This is a genomic window from Nostoc paludosum FACHB-159, assembly GCF_014698835.1.
GTDB lineage: Bacteria > Cyanobacteriota > Cyanobacteriia > Cyanobacteriales > Nostocaceae > Nostoc > Nostoc paludosum.
Genome location: NZ_JACJTU010000018.1, coordinates 138,526 through 157,552, shown reverse-complemented (window position 1 = coordinate 157,552; position 19,027 = coordinate 138,526). Strand labels below are relative to the sequence as shown.

The window sequence follows — 19,027 nt, the reverse complement described above, 5'->3', positions numbered from 1 at the left end:
GAATGATTTTTACTTGGGGTCATGCTTTAAGCTGCTGGAATTCTTTTGCAACATACATTTTGGCAGTTTTTGACCCCTCTTCTTTCAATCTTGGTGAGAAATCCGGGGTAAGTATAAACCCATTTACTTCATTGCTCTGAGCAATTAATACTGCCTAACCTATGTGACCAAAGCATATAAGTCCTAAAGAATACACAACCGACCAATTTCGCTCTTTGGGGTAAATTTTGCCTCACTAAAAATTACTGCTTCAGTTAAACGAATATGCACATATCTATTGCAAAATCGGCTATGGTAATCTGATTTGATTTTCCCGTCAGAGAATAGGGAGTTGGTACGCGATTAATTGTGTATCTACAGGTAGGGAATCAGCTTTTTCCAATTGACGGCGAGTTTTTTCACCCAATCAAATTAGGATTCCTATGTGAAGGCTGAATTTTTCTGCAATATTTGTGCAAAGAATCATTGTCGTACTTTGCCACTGGCTAAAGTTTTATGAATAAATCTTGTCTACCTCCAGATGATTTGCCTTCAAATCAAACAATAAGAGTGAGTGAAATATTATTCAGACAACTTGAAGAAGCAACTAAAAAAAGCTTTTTCTTGGCGTGTGACAATATGACACGCATGTTGTTATCTAGTTGTCATTGGTATTTCCAAATCAATAGTGGCATTCTCATATTAATTATGATTTGTCACGATATGCAAAGTTATCGCAACATTATGAAAACTGTTCCCGATTTTGCTGAGAAGTTAAAACAGTTTAGCAACAGAGCTAGAATTACTGTTAGTTCTCCAATTGACAAAGGTATACCTTGGGTACTTAGTATAGATAATATTTTACCTGAAGGAGACTTGCCTACTACGTAATAGATAAACTTTGTGGCGTAGAGGCGGAGCGTCTTGTCGTCAGACATCGCTTTTGATGTACAAATTAGAGCGATACTATTGGCTTGACAGTTCTATCTACCTTTGGCATCGCTGCAACAAATCATGGGATCTCCTCTAAATATCAGGCCGGTTGAAGATTTATAAGTTCTGCAAAACCTCTGTCTAAGCCTCTCTCCTAATAGGGGAGAGGCTTGAAATTTTGAAATTAATCTTTCCTATTGCCTATTGCTTAGCTCAACAAATACGCTCTATTTTTGAGATAATTTTTCCTCACTAGTAGAAAGAGAGCGAATTAACTCTCGAATGACATCGGTTGCTGGTCTGCCTGTAGTTGAGCAGTATTGCTCAAGCTTCTGTGCCTCTTCTGATGCCAGATTGATTGTAAATCGTTTAACAGCCCATTTTTTATTCATGATTCAACAAACTATGTTTTTACAACTACTTTTCTAATATCAGTTTTTTATGCTGTTACTACAATGGTAGAATCCATGAAATTGCATTTAAGAAATAATGAAGATAAATGCTATATTTCTCGATTAACCGTGAAGAAGTAAATTTTACTCTAAAATGTGAAGTTTAGCTAATTAAAATGCAATAATTATAAACATAATGTTAAAGTCGCAATAAAATATACATATAAACAAGGAAAATTACTGATGTGGGTAGAGGGAAATAGCCAAAGTAAGAATAAATTGGGATTAATTTTTCCTTTTAACCTAATTAATAAATGATTAGCGATCGCGGTGAATTCATTAGTAACAAATTTACTCATAAGCAAGATATTTTTGTTCTAATTCTAAGGTAATTATGCAGGCGACTAAGCATAATAAACCTACGGCATAACCAACAAAGACATCTGTCGGCCAATGAACGCCTAGATAAAGCCGACTAAAACCGATGGCAATAATTAAAATAGCAGCCAACGTGAAAATTTGCTTTTGCCTTTGAGGATATTGTTTAGCGAAAATGTAGGCTATGAGACCGTAAACGACTAAAGACAGCATGGCGTGACCACTGGGAAAGCTGGGGTGACCGACATTAATAATCCACTTCCACAGCGTTGGACGCGCCCTACCAAAAAGTACTTTTAGCAATGCCATTAAAACCATTGCACCACTGGTAGCTATACCCAAAGTAGTTGCTTGCCAGCGACGGTTATTAGATAACCAATTAATTTCTACTCCTAAACTAATTAATAGTAAAACCAGTGGTTCACCAAAAAAAGTGATACCAACAATGAGCCGATCGACAAGTGGAGTATGCAGCTTTTGGATTGCTAGCAAAATACTGCGATCGAGACCATATCTGTGCAACAATGCACTACAAAGAGCTAGGGAAAAAATAGCCCCAGATAATTGAATAAGCTGATTGTTTACTGTAAATATAGGTAAAGTTTTAGGCTTTTCATTAATATCAACTTTTGGTACAAGTAGTTTATTGAATTTTTTTGTGTAATCTAAAACAATATTTTGGAGAATTAAGGCGATCGCATTTGGACTCAAATCTTGATTAAAAATTACAAGAACATTTCCTGTCAAATCATTAACCTGGAATTGGGCAATTATTTTCTCCTGTGATAATCTTGATACTATGTATTTTTTGAGACTATCAGAATGCTTCAGTCCACTGACTTTATATCTAGCTCTGCCTTTGACGGCAGTATGTATAGCTTGAATCAAAATATTTCGATCGTAGCGATGACTCGAATCAGCGTTCATTATTCTAACTAATCAGTTTTCGTAAAAGGATATTTTACAGTGATTTTGTGGGAAATAAACCACATTATTTTTATTTGACGCCAAACAAGAAACAAGATTGTGGTCAAAATAGGTGAAAACTACTGTAATTATAAAACAATAGACTTGGTGTTAGAGACAAAAACCTGAAGTTGCGTAGGCTGGTTGAAGAAGCTACACCCAGAGAAGTTGGCTTCAGGTAGGGTAACTGAATATTTTGGGATAGAGCAAGTATTCCGGAAACAGTTGTTAAGGTAGTGGCGATCGCGGCTTGAATTATGTTAAACAGAGGGTTGGCGATCGCACCTCAAACCAAATGGAATATTCCGATTGTAATAATACTTTCCAAAATATGAATAACTTGAAATCACCGGGTTTCACTTGCTGGTTAACTGGATTATCTGGGGCAGGAAAGTCAACTTTAGGAATAGAAATAATTAAAGCACTAGAGCAATTATCAGTTCCGTGTGAATATTTAGATGGTGATATCATCCGCACTAATCTTTCTAAAGGCTTAGGTTTTTCTCGTGAAGATAGAAATACCAATGTTGCTAGAGTTGGTTTTGTTTGTGGACTTTTAAATAAACATGGAATTAATACTGTTGTGGCTTTAATTTCTCCTTATCGAGATAGCCGCGAAGAACTCAAATTTGAAATCCCCAATTTTATCGAAATTTTTGTTGATACTCCTTTGGAAGTTTGTATTACAAGAGATATTAAAGGTTTGTATAAAAAAGCTTTAGCTGGAGAGATTGCTGAATTTACAGGAATTTCTTCTCCATACGAACCGCCTTTAAACCCAGATATAACTCTCAAAACCCATAAAGAAACTGTAGCTCAGTGTGTAGAAAAAGTTTTAAATTATCTTCGGGCACAGGGAAAAATATAATTACAAAGAAGGGCAGAAGGCAGAAGGTTTTAAGACGTTTTGTTATCCAAGCGTGGGACTTGTGACCAAGACGGGCGATCGTAAGAAGGCTTTTTTGTGATGCAGATGTTCTATAATCCTTGCACTGGTTCGATTGTGGGAATTTTTCTTTCCTCCTTCCTTCTGCCGTCTGCCTTCTGCCTTGCCTCAACCAAGCTCGCCAAAAGTTGCCAAGAACCCATAAATTGGTATTATTCATAACTCTCTTGCCAGCTTCAGCAACTATGCCAATAGAGCGATCGCTTTATCTTGCCCAAATTGAAAACGATAAACTTTTTACAAGAGAGACTTTTGCAAAAACTCAAAAGGTATAGGGCAATGGTGCGATTAAAGCTGTGGCAATGGGTTGTGTTGGCAATACCAATGGCTTTCATTATCATTTTCTTGCTGGTATCTGCCGGTTTGCAAATCCATACTTGGGGGATTAATTGGATTTGGGCTGTGTTTACTCTTTTATTTGTTGGCTGGCGTTGGCTGTTAGTCAAATGGACTCAACCCGCCTTACAACAGGTAGAAGCTGTATTAGCCGAATTTCACCAAGAATTAGAATCGGCGGCAGAAGATACGGTAGTCTCAGCAGGAGGTGACACGACTAAGCAAGCCCAAGCAGCCCTGCAAGAGATTTTGCAAGTTGCACAAAGCGATCGCCCGATTTGGGAAGATTGGCAAACTTTTTGGACGCGATGTCAGGATTTAGTTGTAGCGATCGCTCATATTTACAATCCTCAAGTTCAGTATCCGCTACTGAATATTTACGTACCCCAAGCTTACGGCTTGATTCGGGGAACAGTGGATGACGTGGATTTGTGGATGCAAAATTTATCCCCGGTACTCAATCAGGTAACAGTCGGACAAGCATACCAAGCCTATGAAGTCTACCGCAAGTTAGAACCATCTGCCCGGAAATTCTGGAAAGCTTGGAACTGGGCACAGTGGCTATTAAATCCAGTAGCGGCGGTAGCAAAACAAGTTAGCCAAGGTTCAAGTAACCGCGCAACTGAGCAATTATTGGTGAATTTGAGCCAATTATTCCGGGAAGTTGCCCTGAGGAATTTATGCAAGCAAGCGATCGCCCTTTACGGGGGTAGCACGCTACCGATTTCAGTATCTTCAACTACGCCAACCCTACCCAAAGCAAAAACCCAAACACTCAAAGAAATCCTCACTCAAGCGCAACCAGCCGAGGTGGTTGAACAAAAACCCGCCAATATTCTGCTGGTAGGACGCACGGGTTCGGGAAAAAGCAGCTTAATTAACACCCTATTTCAAGCAGATCTCGCAGCCGTTGATGTTTTGCCTAGTACGGATCGCATTCAAAATTACCAATGGCAGTCTCAAACTGGGGAAACCTTGACGCTTTTAGATACACCTGGTTACGAACAAGTCAACCGTACAGATTTCCGAAATTTAGTGCTTGATTATGCGGTCAACGCAGATTTATTGTTGTTAGCGACCCCAGCGCTAGATCCTGCCTTGCAAATGGATGTAGACTTTCTCCAAGACATGAGAGCAGAAATTACAGATTTACCAGCGATCGCAGTTGTGACTCAGGTAGATCGTCTGCGTCCGATCCGCGAATGGCAACCGCCTTATGATTGGGAATGGGGCGATCGTCCCAAGGAAATTGCGATTCGTGAAGCTACTGAATATCGCGCTAAACTACTGGGTGAATATTGCAATTTAGTTTTCCCGATAGTTACGGCTGATAGTAAAACAAATCGAGTTGCTTGGGGAGTGGAAGCGTTATCGTTGGGATTAGTAAATGCCATCGCCCCTGCAAAACAACTCCGTCTCGCCCGGTTTTTGCGTAACCTCGAAGCCCGCACCGTTGCTGCTGCGAAAATCATCGACCAGTACACTTTTCAAATGGCGACAACCAAGGGATTAGCATCACTGCTTAAAAGTCCAGTTCTTCAGTTTATTTCTACCTTATCAACTGGATCTCCAACTTTAGCTTATGTGTTGGCAGAACAAATTCCCGTGGAACAGCTACCAATTGTAATTGGTAAACTCCAAATGGCCTATGAGCTTTTCTCGCTGTTGAATACAGGTAGCTCTAACCTGCTGAATTTTGATTTACTATCTTTGTGGCCGTTGCTGTTAGAAAACTCCGGTTCAGCCGAACAAAATGCCTGGGCATTTGGTCACGCCTTAGTGGAATATTGGACTCAAAATTTGACTGTGGAACAACTTGGCGATCGCTTTAAGAAGTATTTATCTACCTTAAATCAAATTCGTAATTCGTAATTCGTAATTTGTAATGACGCTCGTTCCTCGCTACCCCCACCATAAAAAACTACGAGGTACACATCTATGCCGCACCTCGTAGCAACAATTTAGAATCCTTGGACTTTAGTCAGGGGAAAGTTCAAAATTTTCCAATTGAAGTTTCTCCTTCAGAAAACGCAGTTGCCTCAGCTTCTTTTAAGAATCCGCTGTAAGCTTCCATGCCGTGTTCGCCGATATCCAGGCCTTCTAATTCCTCTTGTTTGGATACTCTGATACCTAAAGTAGCTTTGAGAACTAACCAAAAAATACTACTGAGTAAAACAGTGATGCCACCTACTGAGATAATACCCAGTAATTGAACGCCCAACTGTCCAAAGCCACCACCTGCAAATAAACCTTTTGCTGGGCCAAGTGTTTCACTATACCAGGAGTAAACACCAGGGCCAACAGACCATAGACCGACTGCTAGAGTTCCCCAGATCCCGCAAACTAAGTGAACTGAGGTAGCTCCCACTGGGTCATCAATGCCAAGTTTGTCAAAGAATGTGACAGAGAAAACTACGATTACTCCAGCAATTAAACCGATAATGAAAGCACTACCAATGCTGACGAAGGCACAAGCCGCTGTAATCCCAACTAAGCCAGCCAAAATACCATTGATAATCATTGACAGGTCTGGCTTACCTAAGTAAAGCCAAGCTGTAATTGTGGCAGCAATACCACCAGTAGCAGCAGCCATGTTAGTTGTTAAAGCAATGTGAGTAATTGCACTAGGATCGGCAGCCATTGTTGAGCCGGGGTTAAAACCAAACCAGCCCAACCAAAGAATTAAACAACCCAAGGTGGCAATACTCATGTTGTGGCCGGGTAGGGCAACAACTTGCTTGTCTTGATATTTACCAATGCGGGGCCCCAGAAATGCTGCTCCCATCAAAGCTGCCCAGCCACCGACGGAGTGAACAACTGTAGAACCAGCAAAATCCCAAAAACCTTTATCTGCTAGCCAACCAGTTCCCCAAATCCAATGTCCGGTGATGGGGTAGGCAATACCTACGAGTAAGAGGCTGAAAATGAGGAAGTCAATAAACTTAATTCTTTCAGCAACTGCACCCGAAACAATTGTTGCTGCTGTCCCAGCAAATACTAGCTGGAATAAAAATTTGGCTGCTAGAGGTACGCCAGCCCAACTAATGGCACTGAAAATACCTTTATAAGCATCTCCTGTGGCGGGACTGTTATCTTCTCCTGCTAAGAAAAACCCATTCAAACCAATGAAATCGTTACCATCACCGAACATTAAGCCAAAGCCAATTGCCCAAAAAGCAACGGTGGCTAGAGCAAATACAATCAAGTTTTTGGCAAGAACGTTGACTGCATTTTTCTGGCGACAGAAGCCGGTTTCTAACATACAAAAACCAGCATTCATGAAGAATACTAAAAATGCCGCGATCGCAACCCACAAAGTATCGAGAGCAACTTTGAGTTCTGCTGTGGTTGGACCGGCGGCTGGAGTTTGGGCAACTGCGGCATAACCCCAGCCCAATACAATCAGAAAGGCTAAAGGTAAGCAGGCTTGCCAACTGGGAGTTAGTCGCTTAAGTGCTAAATAAAATCTCTTGACTTTTGAGTTTGATTGTGCAAATTCTCTGTAATTTCTTACAGACATATGCCTTCTTTTTGGGTTCGATTTTTGTTTGTACATGAATTTGAACATCATTCTTCAAAACATCGTTCAAAATAGGAAAAACTCAACAGAAAGTTAAATCCACTAACTTTTGATATTTTTCCTTGAGACCACTTGTTTCCAAACCAGAAAATCAAATAACCTTAGTAGAAGTTTAAAAAAATATTAGTACATTTGTAAATCTTTTTTTAATATCTTTTTCATAAATTCAGATATACTTTATCCAAGAATCAAATCTACTTTACTTAATCTTTATTCTCTGAAAAATATATTTTTACAGGTATAGCAGTGAATAGGTAATAAGCAATAGATGAAAAAGAGGGGGAAACCAGGATTTCTCACCACATCTCTCAAAACCTTGAGCAGGGGAGCAGGGGAGCACGGGAGCAGGGGACAGTTCAATGTGCCTTGTTCTTTTCCCTCTACCCCTTTGCCCCTCTACATTTCAAACTTGTGAGAAATGCGGGGAAAGGGGAAAGGAACCAGCAATTTCAAAACAGGGGTTTCAAGGCATGGAGTCGGCAATTTTTATCGCACTATGTATCTCCTCAATCTTCTTTTTTGTTCTCCATTTTTCAAAACAGGGGCTTTATACCTTGTGGGCAAAAGTTTTTTCTTCTTCCCTTACCCCTTACCCTTTCCCCTTCTTGGTAACAAGTATGAGAGCTTGTTAGTGTCAGTATTTTACGGTTCCTAAACTATGCTTCAACTGCTATAAATAGCTCAAATCAAAAATATGTTAATAGTGGGCAAAATATCTAATTAATTAGCAATAACTATTTTTCACCCATCAGCATCATTACTTGCTCTATCGCTCTCAAAAGTGTTGATTTCAGGAGTTTGAGTGTGATTTTTTTCTGCTTCTACGATGGCGTAAACATCTGGCCATACTGAGACACCGTGTTCGTAAGCATCGATACCGATGCGATCGGCTTCAGGATTTACACGTAAGCGTCCTATTGCTTTGAGACTACCATACATTAAAAAGGCGAAGGCGACGGTAAAAACTGCGATCGCTACTAAGCCTAAAAGTTGTATAGCCAGCAAATCAAAGCCACCACCTAAAAATAAACCTGCCTTTTTGTTCAGTGTCAGTTCTGCTTGACCGAAGAAGCCTACTGAGAGAGTACCCATCATGCCATTGATACCGTGTACGGAAAATGCCCCCACCGGATCGTCAATGTGGAGTGACTCGATCAAATCAACTCCAAGTACAACCAAAACACCAGCCGTTAAGCCAATCAAAACCGCTGCCCAAGGAGCAACGAAAGCGCAAGGTGCTGTAATTGCTACTAATCCAGCCAGAGAACCATTGAGACAATAAACCAAATCCCATTTCCCTGTGCGGGTGTATTGGAAAACGATCGTTGCCAGTGCCGCTGCTCCAGCTGATAATGTAGTATTAATTGTTACTAAGCCCATTAATCCTGGATTCGCCGTGCTAAGAGTTGAGCCAGGGTTGAACCCGTACCAGCCAAACCATAAAATCATTGTTCCCAGAGTTGCTAAGCCCAAATTGTGCGCTGGTGGTAGTGTGCCCCAAGCCGGACGACCAGGACGAGGGCCAAGTAAATAAGCACCTATTAGTGCTGTCCAGCCACCCACAGTGTGAACAACGGAACTACCAGCAAAATCATGATAGTACAGCTTGGTTAACCAGCCATTGGAGTTCCAAGCCCAATGAACTACGAGTGGGTAGCTAATTGCACCCATAATGCCACTGTAAATTAAATCACCAATAAAATCGGTTCTTCCAGCCATTGAACCGGTGGTGATGGTACTGGCAGTAGCAGCAAAAGCAAATTGGAAGAAAAACAGAGTATAGGTATTGATAGCGGCTGTAGAACCAGGTGCGCCCAATGGATAGCTACCATCAGCAGCTGGTAGCTGACTGAGGAAGAAGGTATCTATGCCAAACAAACCGCCAGCACTCGTACCAAAAGCGATACCAAAGCCGATCGCCCACCATGCCAAAATGGTTACAGCGGCATCAATGAAGTTTTCCAATAAGGCATTAACTACACTTCTTTGCCGGAGCAAACCTGCTTCTAACATCGCAAAGCCAGTTTGCATAAAGAATACTAAAAAACCAGATAGTAGTACCCAGGTAGTATCAATCGAAATTTGCAGCTTTGTCGTCGTTTCCGATAAAGATTGCACAGTAGGAGGATCTGCCGCCTGGACAACTGTCGGCGCTAGAACTGCAAATACCATTGAACCGATACCTAGCGCCATTAGGCGATGCCAGGGTCGAATACGGTTATTCATTGCTCACTTTTTGCTGCTGGAAAAGCGATCGCCGATGTTGGTAATAGGCTCAACAACATCTTGCTGCACTTTGGTAAATTTATACGTTTGAGGTATAAATTTGATTGATTGTCTATTTACTTTAACCAAAAAACTGTATTTTTTAATACATTTTTTTGATTATGAGATAACAACATAACTCCTGATACAACAAAATAAAGCAACTATATCCTTTGCGACTGATTATTTTTCGGTATGAAAATCAGATAATTTTGTGTATTATTAATTTTTTATACGAAAATTTAACTATTTGTTACTTTTAAGCTGTGTTTCACGTGAATTAAGATGTAAAATTAACAACTTAGAATTCAGCGCTTTTTAAATATTGCTCATAACCGAGTTTTTCTAGTTGGGCTTGCTTGGCGAGTACTGATTCAGATAGAGTTTGGCGATATTTTTGGACTTTTTCTAGTAATTCTGGTTGTGCTGTTGCGAGTATTTGTACTGCTAAAAGTCCAGCATTTTTGGCATTACCGATCGCCACTGTTGCTACGGGAATACCACCAGGCATCTGTACTATTGAATACAACGAATCCAAGCCTTGTAAGTTACGAGTAGCCACAGGAACACCGATGACAGGAAGGGGAGTTAAAGAGGCTACCATTCCAGGTAGATGAGCAGCACCACCCGCACCAGCAATAATTACTTTAATGCCGCGTTGGTGTGCGAGTTTAGCATATTCCACCATGCGTTCTGGGGTACGATGAGCCGAGACGATCGCCACTTCATTTTCAACGCCAAATTCGTTACAAACTGCGATCGCGTCTTTCATGGTGGGCAAATCAGAATCGCTGCCCATGATAATACCAACTAAAGGAGCCATAGAATTTTAGATTTTGGATTTTCGATTAATGCCCAATTGTTCAATTTAACTGGTAGCGACGTTAGTGCAGCTAAGCTGAGGAACGCCGTTGGTTGGGAAAAAGTTTTTTAAAATTTGGTGGTTGGTCATTACCCACTACCATAATTTTTCGATTTTACACCCAGTCCCCAATCCCTAATCCCCAGTCCCTTTTACAATCAGATTTAGCTATATTCTCGCGAATGTGATGACTCAAGCAACACAAAGTGCCCTACAAATTATCAATGCTAGAGTACCTGGCTACAAAGATTTGCAAATGCTCTTGATTAATCAACAGGGAATAATTGAGCAAATCTTACCAATGAGTGCATTAGGGGCGCACAGTGATACAGCCCTACTAAATGTAGCAGGTGACTGGATTTCTCTAGGCGGCGTTGATTTGCAAATTAACGGTGCATTGGGATTGGCATTTCCTGATTTGAAGGCTGAAAACGCTCATCTCCTTGAGAAAATAACCCAATATTTGTGGGATGTAGGAGTAGATGGATTTTTACCGACGCTTGTAACAACTTCGGTAGAAAATATTCAGCGATCGCTTGCAGTTATAGCTAATTTTACTGAAAAAGACAGCTTAGGGGCGAAGTCATACGCCAAAATTCTTGGAGTACATTTAGAAGGGCCATTTTTGAATTTCCACAAGCGCGGCGCACACCCGGCAGAGTACCTCTTACCCTTAACAATTGATGAGGTAAAGCGGGTTTTAGGAGATTATGCTGATATTGTAAAAATTATCACCTTAGCGCCGGAATTAGATCCTAGTGGTGAAGTTATTCCATATTTGCATTCTTTGGGAATTACCGTCAGTTTAGGACATTCCCAAGCGACGGCGGCAGAAGCGCAACACGCCTTTGAACTAGGCGCAACGATGGTAACCCATGCCTTCAACGCTATGCCAGCACTACATCATCGCCAACCTGGGCTATTAGGGGCAGCAATTACCGATCCGCATGTTATGTGTGGTTTTATTGCTGATGGAGAGCATGTTTCACCTACCATGTTGCAAATCTTACTGCGTGCCAGTGATGGAGAAAAAGGGCTGTTTCTGGTTAGCGATGCCCTTGCACCTCTGGGGTTGCCCGATGGGGTGTATCCTTGGGACAGTCGGCAAATTGAAGTCAAAAATGGTACAGCACGATTACCAGATGGCACATTATCAGGAACGACTTTACCCTTATTGGTAGGAGTGCAGAATTTGGTAAAGTGGGGAATTTGCGACGTGGAAAGTGCGATTTTATTAGCTACCAATGCACCAAGACAAGCAATTGGTTTGCCAGGAATTGCCCCAGATCAAACCGCTAATTTATTACGCTGGCATTGGGATGAACCGACAAAAGAACTATCTTGGCAAAGATTATAGTAGCTTAACCCGCCAGAGGATTGATTCTCTAGCGGGTTAAAAGATATAGCAGTTTCCAGCTAGGCTAGGAGATAACCTGAGAGTAGAACTCTGACACCAAGATACTTTTAAGCCTGTTGCCTGTTCTCTGCTATAACTAATAGACATCTCCGAAAAAGAATGTAGAGACGTAGCACTGCTACGTCTCTACAAGGGTTGTGGTTAACGCATATTTAATTTCTGGAGATGTCTAATAATGACGTGCGCCTGCGTTGCAGACTCACATTAGTAATGAGTACCGGTTTTACGATGGTTGATGGCAGTAACAGCATCAGGCTTGAGCAACTTACCTTCATCTACAGTTGCATACACAACCCAGTGGTCGCCACATTCCATACGTTGGTTGACTGAACATTCCAGATATGCCAAAGCGTCGGTAAGAACGGTACAGCCGTTATCTGCAACTGCTGTGCTAAAGCTGGCAAATCGATCTTCTCCAGGGGCAAAAGATTTACGGAAATGCTTCATGTAATCTTGATGATTGCCTTCAGGTAAAATATTTAAGGCAAATTTACCACCAGGATACATTAAAGATTCGATCGCTCGATCTTTGGCGATCGCTACAGTCAGTCCAGGTGGATTAAATGTAGCTTGCGAAACCCAAGCGCCTAGCATCCCAGTAGATACTTCTCCTTGCTTTGCCGTCAGCACGCAAACGGAACCAACAATTCGACCCACAGCTTGTTCCACCGGAGTCGCACTTTGTTGAGGAACGCGTACCTTTCTAGCCTTTTTCAGTGCTTGGGCAAAGTCTGTACCTACTTCTTCACAGAATTTGAGAGTCACATCATCAGGTTTAAACTTCACCTTCAGCGTTTCAAATCCCAAACGATATCCAGCATCCCGGAGTTTACCTTCAATCAAATCAAATGCTTCGCCACTCCAACCATAGGAACCAAACACCCCAGCCAGTTTGGTGTTGTCACCACTGGATAACACAATACCTAAAGCAGTATGAATGGGAGTTGGTGCATGACCGCCGATGGTAGGAGAACCGATAATAAAACCATCTGACTCTTGTAAGTTGATGCGAATTTCGTCAGGGGTAGCAAATTCGCAGTTAATCGATTTGACTGCGACTCCGCCTTTGGTTAGTCCCAGAGCCATCGCTTGTGCTAAAGTTGCTGTGTTTCCGTAAGCTGAGGCATAAAGTAAAGCAACGGAAATTTCGCGATCGTTTTGAGAACGGCTCCATTCTCCATAAGCTTTGGTCAGTTCAATTAAACCGGTGCGTACCAAAGGCCCATGTCCCACAGCATACATTCTTACCTGCAAATCTGATATTTTCTCCAAAGCTGCTTGCACGTGAGTAGCTTGGGGAGCCATCAGGCAGTTAAAATAGTAACGCTGGTCTTCTTTAAGTGCTTCTGGATTATCATCAAACGCTTCATTACCACAGATATGAGTTGCAAATAACTTATCTGTGTAGAGGATTTGGGTTTGTTGGTCGTATGTACAAAGTCCTTCCGGCCAGCGCGGACTGGGAATGGGAAGGAATTTCAAAACATGACCTTTGCCTAAATCCAGAGTTTCTTTCCCCCGCATCACCAAGACTTGCAAATCCCGGTCTAGGAAAGCAGCACGCAAATTATTAGCACCAGGAAGAGAACAAACAAAAGTTACCTGTGGTGCGAGTTCTAAAATTGCTTTGAGGGTTGCAACTCGGTTGGGATTAAAATGACCTAAGATCACGTAATCCAAACGTGTCAAATCTAAAGTCTGCCGCAACGTCTCTAAATAAATTTCGGTAAAGCTTTCTGGCGGTGGATCGATTAGTGCGGTTTTATCAGCTTCAATTAAATAGCAATTGGAGGTAGTACCTCTTTCAAGTGCGTATTCAATTTCAAACCGCAGACGTGACCAACTACGTGCCCTGAGAGCCTTACTATTTGTGGCAATTGGTAAAACTTGAACGTCGCGTGGCTTGGAATTGATCATAGGTATTAAATTTGGGGAATTGGGCATTGGGAATTGGGCATTGGGAATTGGACATTGGGAATTGGGCATTGAGGAAGATGAGGGGGATAAGGGAGACAGCGAAAATAAGCCATTTCCCATACCCCATGCCCTATGCCCCATGCGCCATCCCCAATTTTTAGTAGTAATTTCCAACTTTGCGGTGACGAACCGCTGTCAATGCATCGACTTTGGAGACGCGACCCTCTTGGACGGTGCAGTATAAAATCCAGTGGTCGCTGCACTCCATACTGCTCTGTACTTCACATTCCATGTATGCAAGAGCATCGGTCAGAATTGGAGAGCCGTTTTTGGCGGTTTGAGTTTTCACTCCGGCAAATCGGTCAGCACCAGGATGCAAGCGCTTGAGGAAGTGCTTTTTGAGTTCTTGATAATTGCCTTCTTCCAATACGTTGAGGACGAAGCGATCGCCTACTTGCATTAAGGAATCAATGGCGCGGTCTTTGGCAACAGCGATTGTGAATCCTAATGGTTGCAAACTCGCTTGTGTCACCCAGGAAGCTAGCATGGCGCTGCTGACATCACCTTTTTTGGTGGTAACTATGTACAGTCCGCTGCTAATCCGACCTAAGGCTTTTTCTAGGTTTACATCAATGGATTTGATTTGCTTGATGTTGCGATCGCGCACCAGCAATTGTCCCAAGTCTGTACCGGCTTCTTCACACAGTTGGAATGTCGATGCAGTGGGAACTTCTTTAATCCGAATGGCGGGGAAGGCTTCTTTTACACCCAGGTCGATAAATTTTCTCCGCAGTGTATCGATGGGTTCATCATCTCCGCCATAACATTCAAATAGCCCAACTACTTGTTTGTTCTTAGCTACAGCTAATAGGGAACTGATGCTAGCTTGGGCGGCGGCGCTGGTGCTAGGTGGCATACCAATAATGATGCCAGAGGCTCTACCCGCTAGCTCTTGGATTTCTTGGCTTTGGGCGGTACTCAGATCTAGGACTTCTACCCCAACTCCTGTTTTCTGGATTCCCTCGGCAATTGCGTGACCAAGGCGTTCAGCGTGTCCGTAATCTGAGACAAAGAACAAGCCAACTGTTGTTTCTGCTTTCGCTTGTCTTTGACTCCAAGTTTCGTAACATCCAGTTAGAACATCTAGATGGTGATATAGTAATGGTCCGTGACCGTTGGCGATAATGTTAATCTTCCCCAATTCACTCATTCTCTTCATGGCATTCAGCAGAGAACGAGCATTAGGGCCCATCAAGCAGTCGTAGTAAAATCTAAAGTCAGCTTCGATCGCTTCTAAATCTTCGTCAAAGGTGCGATTGTCACAAAAGTGCATCCCAAATGCATCACAGGTGTAGATGATTTGGGTTTTACGATCAAAGCTAAAGATTGTGTCTGGCCAGTGTAGATTAGGCGCACTCACGAATTCGATTTCGTGTCCTTTGCCGATATCTATGCGATCGCCACTTTTAACAATCCGTTTTGAGAACGGATCGTGTACTAAGCCTTCCAAAAATTGCAACGCAACTTTGGAAGCTAAAACGGTGGCTCTCGGCGCTAACTGAAGCACATCTTCCACTAAGCCGCTATGGTCTGGCTCTGTGTGACTAACAATTATGTAATCTATTGTCTTGGGGTTAACAAGACTTTTTAAGGTATCTAAATACAGCTGGCGAAACTTCTGGTGAGAAGTATCAATCAAAACTGTTTGTTCGCCCCTAATTAGATATGAATTGTAGGTTGTACCATTTTGCAGTCCGAATTCGATATCGAAGCGATCGCGATCCCAATCAAGAGAGCGAATCGCTGTTGTATTAGGGGCAATTTCTACAGTTTGTATAGTTAGCCGATGTTGAACGTTCTCTGCGATCGCTACCATTATCCGTCTCCGAGCGCAAATTATCAGATTTTTTCTGTTCCCATTATCCCTATATTTTTTTTTGAAAGTTGTAATGAATATTAGTTTTTGCAATTTTTAACTTGTATTAATTATTGCTATTTTTAGGCATTATTTTTAACTCAAAAAATCTACTAAATACTAATTAATATATCAATATATACTTAGTGTCTAATTTTGCTAATTATTAAACTATCTGATAATTACAAAATATCATGTGTATGATATCTTTTTTTATATCAAAGTTGAAAAAATCCCAAAATTATCCAAAATATGAAAAATATCTATGAATACTTATGACATCTCAAAATTAAAAAATAAACCGCTGATTTGGAGCGGAAAATATTAGGCGATCGCACATTTTAATTTCTGATTTATTAGCTAATGTATTAAGCAGCATCCAATTTTAGAAAAAATACCAAAAAAAACAACATTCAACTTACATACTTTACATTAAGTCTGTCTTTAAATTTGGTGTTACTCCAAGGTAAACTTGGTTTGTATGTTCTCGGTTTAAAATAAATCCTCTCCTTTATGAGAACCGGGTAAGAAAAGTAAGAAAAGTATGAAAAGTAAGAAAAGTATGAAAGGTATGAAAATTTGTTAGAGATTTTTGATAATCATCAAATAATAACCAATCAGCAGTATTTTTTCCCAATAGAGATTAAATATTTTGTTTTCTCCACAAAAATATTGATACCTAAAATGTAAATTTTATGTAAACTAGAGGAAACAAGAATCTTTTCGGAGATCGTCAAAGCTAATTGTTTCAGGGTAGTGGAAGAAAAAAAACTTGGCTTCTACATTCATTTTTCTAATCATTCAAGTCTAAAATGGCAGCAAAAGAATTTTTAAAGTTTCGATAAACACCTGTAGCAATATAAAGGATTGAAAAAGATTAATGATAGAGTCTTATATGATTGACATTAAGCATTAATCAAGACAAAGCCAAAAAAATTATTGGTCTCATAGCCGTGAGCTATGCCCTCTGGCTATGCAATAAACATACCTGTAAAGGTGAAGGCTCTATTCTTAAAGATGCCTAATTCTTGATACTGAATTACCATTTTTCAAATGTTTTCAAGCCAAAGTTGCTATGTATAAGCCATCAAAATAGACTACGGTAGCATTAATACTTATTGTTTAGTTTGTAAGCTATTGCTGGAATGTCTGCCGTACTAAATTGAGAGGTTTGATATAGACGTAAAAATGCCAAAAATTGACTGTGTAAAAGGTTATTGTTTATGGGATGCCGATTGAAAGTTTTTCTAAGTGAAGAAGAAAAGGTGACTCTAGAGGAGTTAAGAAAAGCTAAAGATATTCCTCAACGTACCAAGGATCGTGCCCAAGTTTTACTGTTGAATGCTCGTGGTTTAAAAAATGAGCAAATTGCTAAAGGCTTGAACTGGGCGATTTCAACAGTACGCCAAACCCTTCATCGCTGGGAAAAGTTGGGGTTAGTAGGCTTATGGGATGCTCCTGGCCGAGGAGGAAAGCCCCGATATTCGGAATCAGATTTGATTTATTTAGAAAATTGCTTAGCTCAAGAGCCAAAGGCTTATAATTCTCAAGAACTAGCAAAAAAATTGGCATCCGAACGTCAAGTAAATTTAAGTGCAGATCGACTACGACGGGTACTCAAAAAAAGGCGAAAGAAGGTTGGAAATGCACCCACACAACTCCAGAAACAGAATAATTAAAAAGAAGAATTCAGAATTCAGGAATCAGAACAAGAAAGTGGGGAATTTAGCGTCGAGTCAGAACAGCCACTACCCAGGGCTGGGTAGCGATCGCAGATCTTGACTACAACTACACTAACAGTCAAACTGAAGAGGCGATCGCCCACTCTTTGCCCAATCCAATTTCTCCCATGACGCAATCATCTAATACTACCGTCCAGTCTGGTCAAGCGATCGCCTGTTCGATTTCAGATTCCTTTGTGTCTTGGATGAGTCAAGCCAAAGGAGCGATCGCTCTGACAACTTACCAGGCAAATAAGGTTGCTTTAATTGGTTGGAACGGAAACCAGCCAACTCTGCTGATGCGCCAATTTGCCAAACCGATGGGTTTGGCTGTGGGAGAACAATGTCTGGCGCTGGCTACCAAAGAAGAAGTCTACATGTTTGCCAATGCTCCTCAACTTGCTAATTCTTACCTAGAAGACCAACCCGGACGCTACGATACTCTTTATCTGCCACGAGTTGTATATTTTACTGGCGATTTAAATACCCATGATTTAGTATTTGGGCAAGATTCCCTGTGGTTAGTCAATACCCGCTTTTCTTGCCTTGCTGCACTCAGCAATCAATTTAACTTTATTCCCCATTGGCAGCCGAAATTTATTTCTCAGCTCGTACCAGAAGACCGTTGTCACTTGAATGGATTAGCGCTCGTCAATGGTCAACCCAAGTATGTTACTGCTCTGGGTGAGAGTGATGTAGTTGGAGGCTGGCGCGCTCACAAAGCTACAGGTGGCATCTTAATAGATGTGGAAAACAATGAAATTGTGTTACGGGGACTTTCCATGCCCCATTCTCCCTACTGGCATCAAGGCTATCTGTGGTTGCTGAATTCTGGTAGGGGAGAGTTATGGCGTGTAAATCCGCAAACCCTAGAACATGATGTAATTTGCGTCTTACCAGGATTTTTACGGGGATTAACTTGTGTAGGAAGCTATGCGCTAGTGGGGCTTTGCCAGATTCGGGAACGCCACATTTTTGGAAATTTACCCGTGCAACACAGGTTTGAGAAATTGTTGTGTGGGGTGGCGATCGTAGATTTGCAGAATGGGCAAATGATTGGAATGCTAGAGTTCACAGCAGGATGTCAAGAACTGTATGCGGTACAATTTTTACCAGGTGTTTTTCGACCCAATATCTTAAATGCCGAGCGTGCAGAGATTCGTCAGGCATTTACAGCTCCCGATATTGATTACTGGCTAAGACCTAGCGCCGAAATTAAAGATTGATTTCAGTAAGTAAAGTTCTTCGGTTACAGAAGTTGATATAGCTACTTAAAACGTATGATTTTATCCGATGCATTGACAGTATATTTCTGTAATATCGGATGCAAAGATCGTTAAAACCAACGACTGAAATTGCATAGATCCATAGGTAGACAGAATTAAATGTAAAATGCTTACTTCCAGAAATTATATAGGAT

The 19,027-nt window shown here is 41.2% G+C and carries 13 protein-coding genes; 6 read left to right on the top strand and 7 right to left on the bottom strand.

Features of this window, described 5'->3' with window-relative positions; translation table 11 throughout:
• The first annotated feature begins 495 nt into the window (after window positions 1–495).
• Window positions 496–870: a hypothetical protein gene (locus H6H03_RS19655; protein ID WP_190956763.1), complete on the top strand. Its 375-nt coding sequence runs from the start codon at window positions 496–498 to the stop codon at window positions 868–870.
• A 269-nt stretch (window positions 871–1,139) separates the two neighbouring features.
• Here H6H03_RS19655 and H6H03_RS19650 read toward each other — a convergent pair whose 3' ends face one another.
• Together H6H03_RS19650 and H6H03_RS19645 are read right to left on the bottom strand one after the other, a co-directional pair.
• Entirely contained in the window at window positions 1,140–1,304 is a 165-nt protein-coding gene (locus tag H6H03_RS19650) for a CopG family transcriptional regulator (protein WP_199338993.1), read from the bottom strand.
• Window positions 1,305–1,655: 351 nt separating this feature from the next.
• Window positions 1,656–2,609, bottom strand: coding sequence for a phosphatase PAP2 family protein (locus tag H6H03_RS19645; protein ID WP_190956762.1), 954 nt, complete (start codon window positions 2,607–2,609; stop codon window positions 1,656–1,658).
• 289 nt (window positions 2,610–2,898) lie between these two features.
• Here H6H03_RS19645 and cysC point away from each other — a divergent pair, with 289 nt between their 5' ends.
• On the top strand, window positions 2,899–3,516 hold the full coding sequence (gene cysC, locus H6H03_RS19640; RefSeq protein WP_242057921.1) for an adenylyl-sulfate kinase: 618 nt from the start codon (window positions 2,899–2,901) through the stop codon (window positions 3,514–3,516).
• A 357-nt stretch (window positions 3,517–3,873) separates the two neighbouring features.
• Entirely contained in the window at window positions 3,874–5,802 is a 1,929-nt protein-coding gene (locus H6H03_RS19635) for a GTPase family protein (RefSeq protein ID WP_190956761.1), read from the top strand.
• 121 nt (window positions 5,803–5,923) lie between these two features.
• Here the strand turns inward: H6H03_RS19635 and H6H03_RS19630 are convergent, their stop codons facing one another.
• The 3 genes from H6H03_RS19630 to purE all read right to left on the bottom strand — a co-directional run bounded on the left by H6H03_RS19630 (window position 5,924) and on the right by purE (window position 10,598).
• Window positions 5,924–7,486 carry an ammonium transporter gene (locus H6H03_RS19630; RefSeq protein WP_190956760.1) on the bottom strand — a complete coding sequence of 521 codons (1,563 nt, stop codon included), beginning with the start codon at window positions 7,484–7,486 and terminating at the stop codon, window positions 5,924–5,926.
• Between the two features lie 765 nt (window positions 7,487–8,251).
• A complete protein-coding gene (locus H6H03_RS19625; RefSeq protein WP_190956759.1) occupies window positions 8,252–9,736 on the bottom strand; it encodes an ammonium transporter in 1,485 nt (494 codons plus the stop codon).
• A 340-nt stretch (window positions 9,737–10,076) separates the two neighbouring features.
• Window positions 10,077–10,598 carry a 5-(carboxyamino)imidazole ribonucleotide mutase gene (gene purE, locus H6H03_RS19620; protein WP_190956758.1) on the bottom strand — a complete coding sequence of 174 codons (522 nt, stop codon included), beginning with the start codon at window positions 10,596–10,598 and terminating at the stop codon, window positions 10,077–10,079.
• Window positions 10,599–10,824: 226 nt separating this feature from the next.
• On the opposite strand from purE, the gene nagA reads away from it, so the two are divergent.
• Window positions 10,825–11,994 carry an N-acetylglucosamine-6-phosphate deacetylase gene (gene nagA / locus H6H03_RS19615; protein ID WP_190956757.1) on the top strand — a complete coding sequence of 390 codons (1,170 nt, stop codon included), beginning with the start codon at window positions 10,825–10,827 and terminating at the stop codon, window positions 11,992–11,994.
• 264 nt (window positions 11,995–12,258) lie between these two features.
• Here nagA and H6H03_RS19610 read toward each other — a convergent pair whose 3' ends face one another.
• Together H6H03_RS19610 and H6H03_RS19605 are read right to left on the bottom strand one after the other, a co-directional pair.
• Complete coding sequence (locus tag H6H03_RS19610) at window positions 12,259–13,971, bottom strand: diflavin flavoprotein (protein WP_190956773.1); 1,713 nt, start codon at window positions 13,969–13,971, stop codon at window positions 12,259–12,261.
• 157 nt (window positions 13,972–14,128) lie between these two features.
• Window positions 14,129–15,847, bottom strand: coding sequence for a diflavin flavoprotein (locus H6H03_RS19605; protein WP_190956756.1), 1,719 nt, complete (start codon window positions 15,845–15,847; stop codon window positions 14,129–14,131).
• Between the two features lie 1,274 nt (window positions 15,848–17,121).
• Between H6H03_RS19605 and H6H03_RS19600 the strand changes: the two genes are divergently transcribed.
• Window positions 17,122–17,565, top strand: a complete 444-nt coding sequence (locus tag H6H03_RS19600; protein WP_190956755.1) for a helix-turn-helix domain-containing protein — start codon at window positions 17,122–17,124, stop codon at window positions 17,563–17,565.
• Between the two features lie 170 nt (window positions 17,566–17,735).
• Window positions 17,736–18,833, top strand: a complete 1,098-nt coding sequence (locus tag H6H03_RS19595) for a TIGR03032 family protein (protein WP_190956754.1) — start codon at window positions 17,736–17,738, stop codon at window positions 18,831–18,833.
• Window positions 18,834–19,027: the final 194 nt, after the last annotated feature.

What these genes read in the sequence shown, in the direction of transcription:
- H6H03_RS19655 (WP_190956763.1), top strand. Translation starts at nt 496, where the DNA reads ATGAATAAATCTTGTCTACCTCCAGATGATTTGCCTTCAAATCAAACA.
- H6H03_RS19650 (WP_199338993.1), bottom strand. Translation starts at nt 1,304, where the DNA reads ATGAATAAAAAATGGGCTGTTAAACGATTTACAATCAATCTGGCATCA.
- H6H03_RS19645 (WP_190956762.1), bottom strand. Translation starts at nt 2,609, where the DNA reads ATGAACGCTGATTCGAGTCATCGCTACGATCGAAATATTTTGATTCAA.
- H6H03_RS19635 (WP_190956761.1), top strand. Translation starts at nt 3,874, where the DNA reads ATGGTGCGATTAAAGCTGTGGCAATGGGTTGTGTTGGCAATACCAATG.
- H6H03_RS19630 (WP_190956760.1), bottom strand. Translation starts at nt 7,486, where the DNA reads ATGTACAAACAAAAATCGAACCCAAAAAGAAGGCATATGTCTGTAAGA.
- H6H03_RS19625 (WP_190956759.1), bottom strand. Translation starts at nt 9,736, where the DNA reads ATGAATAACCGTATTCGACCCTGGCATCGCCTAATGGCGCTAGGTATC.
- purE (WP_190956758.1), bottom strand. Translation starts at nt 10,598, where the DNA reads ATGGCTCCTTTAGTTGGTATTATCATGGGCAGCGATTCTGATTTGCCC.
- nagA (WP_190956757.1), top strand. Translation starts at nt 10,825, where the DNA reads ATGACTCAAGCAACACAAAGTGCCCTACAAATTATCAATGCTAGAGTA.
- H6H03_RS19610 (WP_190956773.1), bottom strand. Translation starts at nt 13,971, where the DNA reads ATGATCAATTCCAAGCCACGCGACGTTCAAGTTTTACCAATTGCCACA.
- H6H03_RS19605 (WP_190956756.1), bottom strand. Translation starts at nt 15,847, where the DNA reads ATGGTAGCGATCGCAGAGAACGTTCAACATCGGCTAACTATACAAACT.
- H6H03_RS19595 (WP_190956754.1), top strand. Translation starts at nt 17,736, where the DNA reads ATGACGCAATCATCTAATACTACCGTCCAGTCTGGTCAAGCGATCGCC.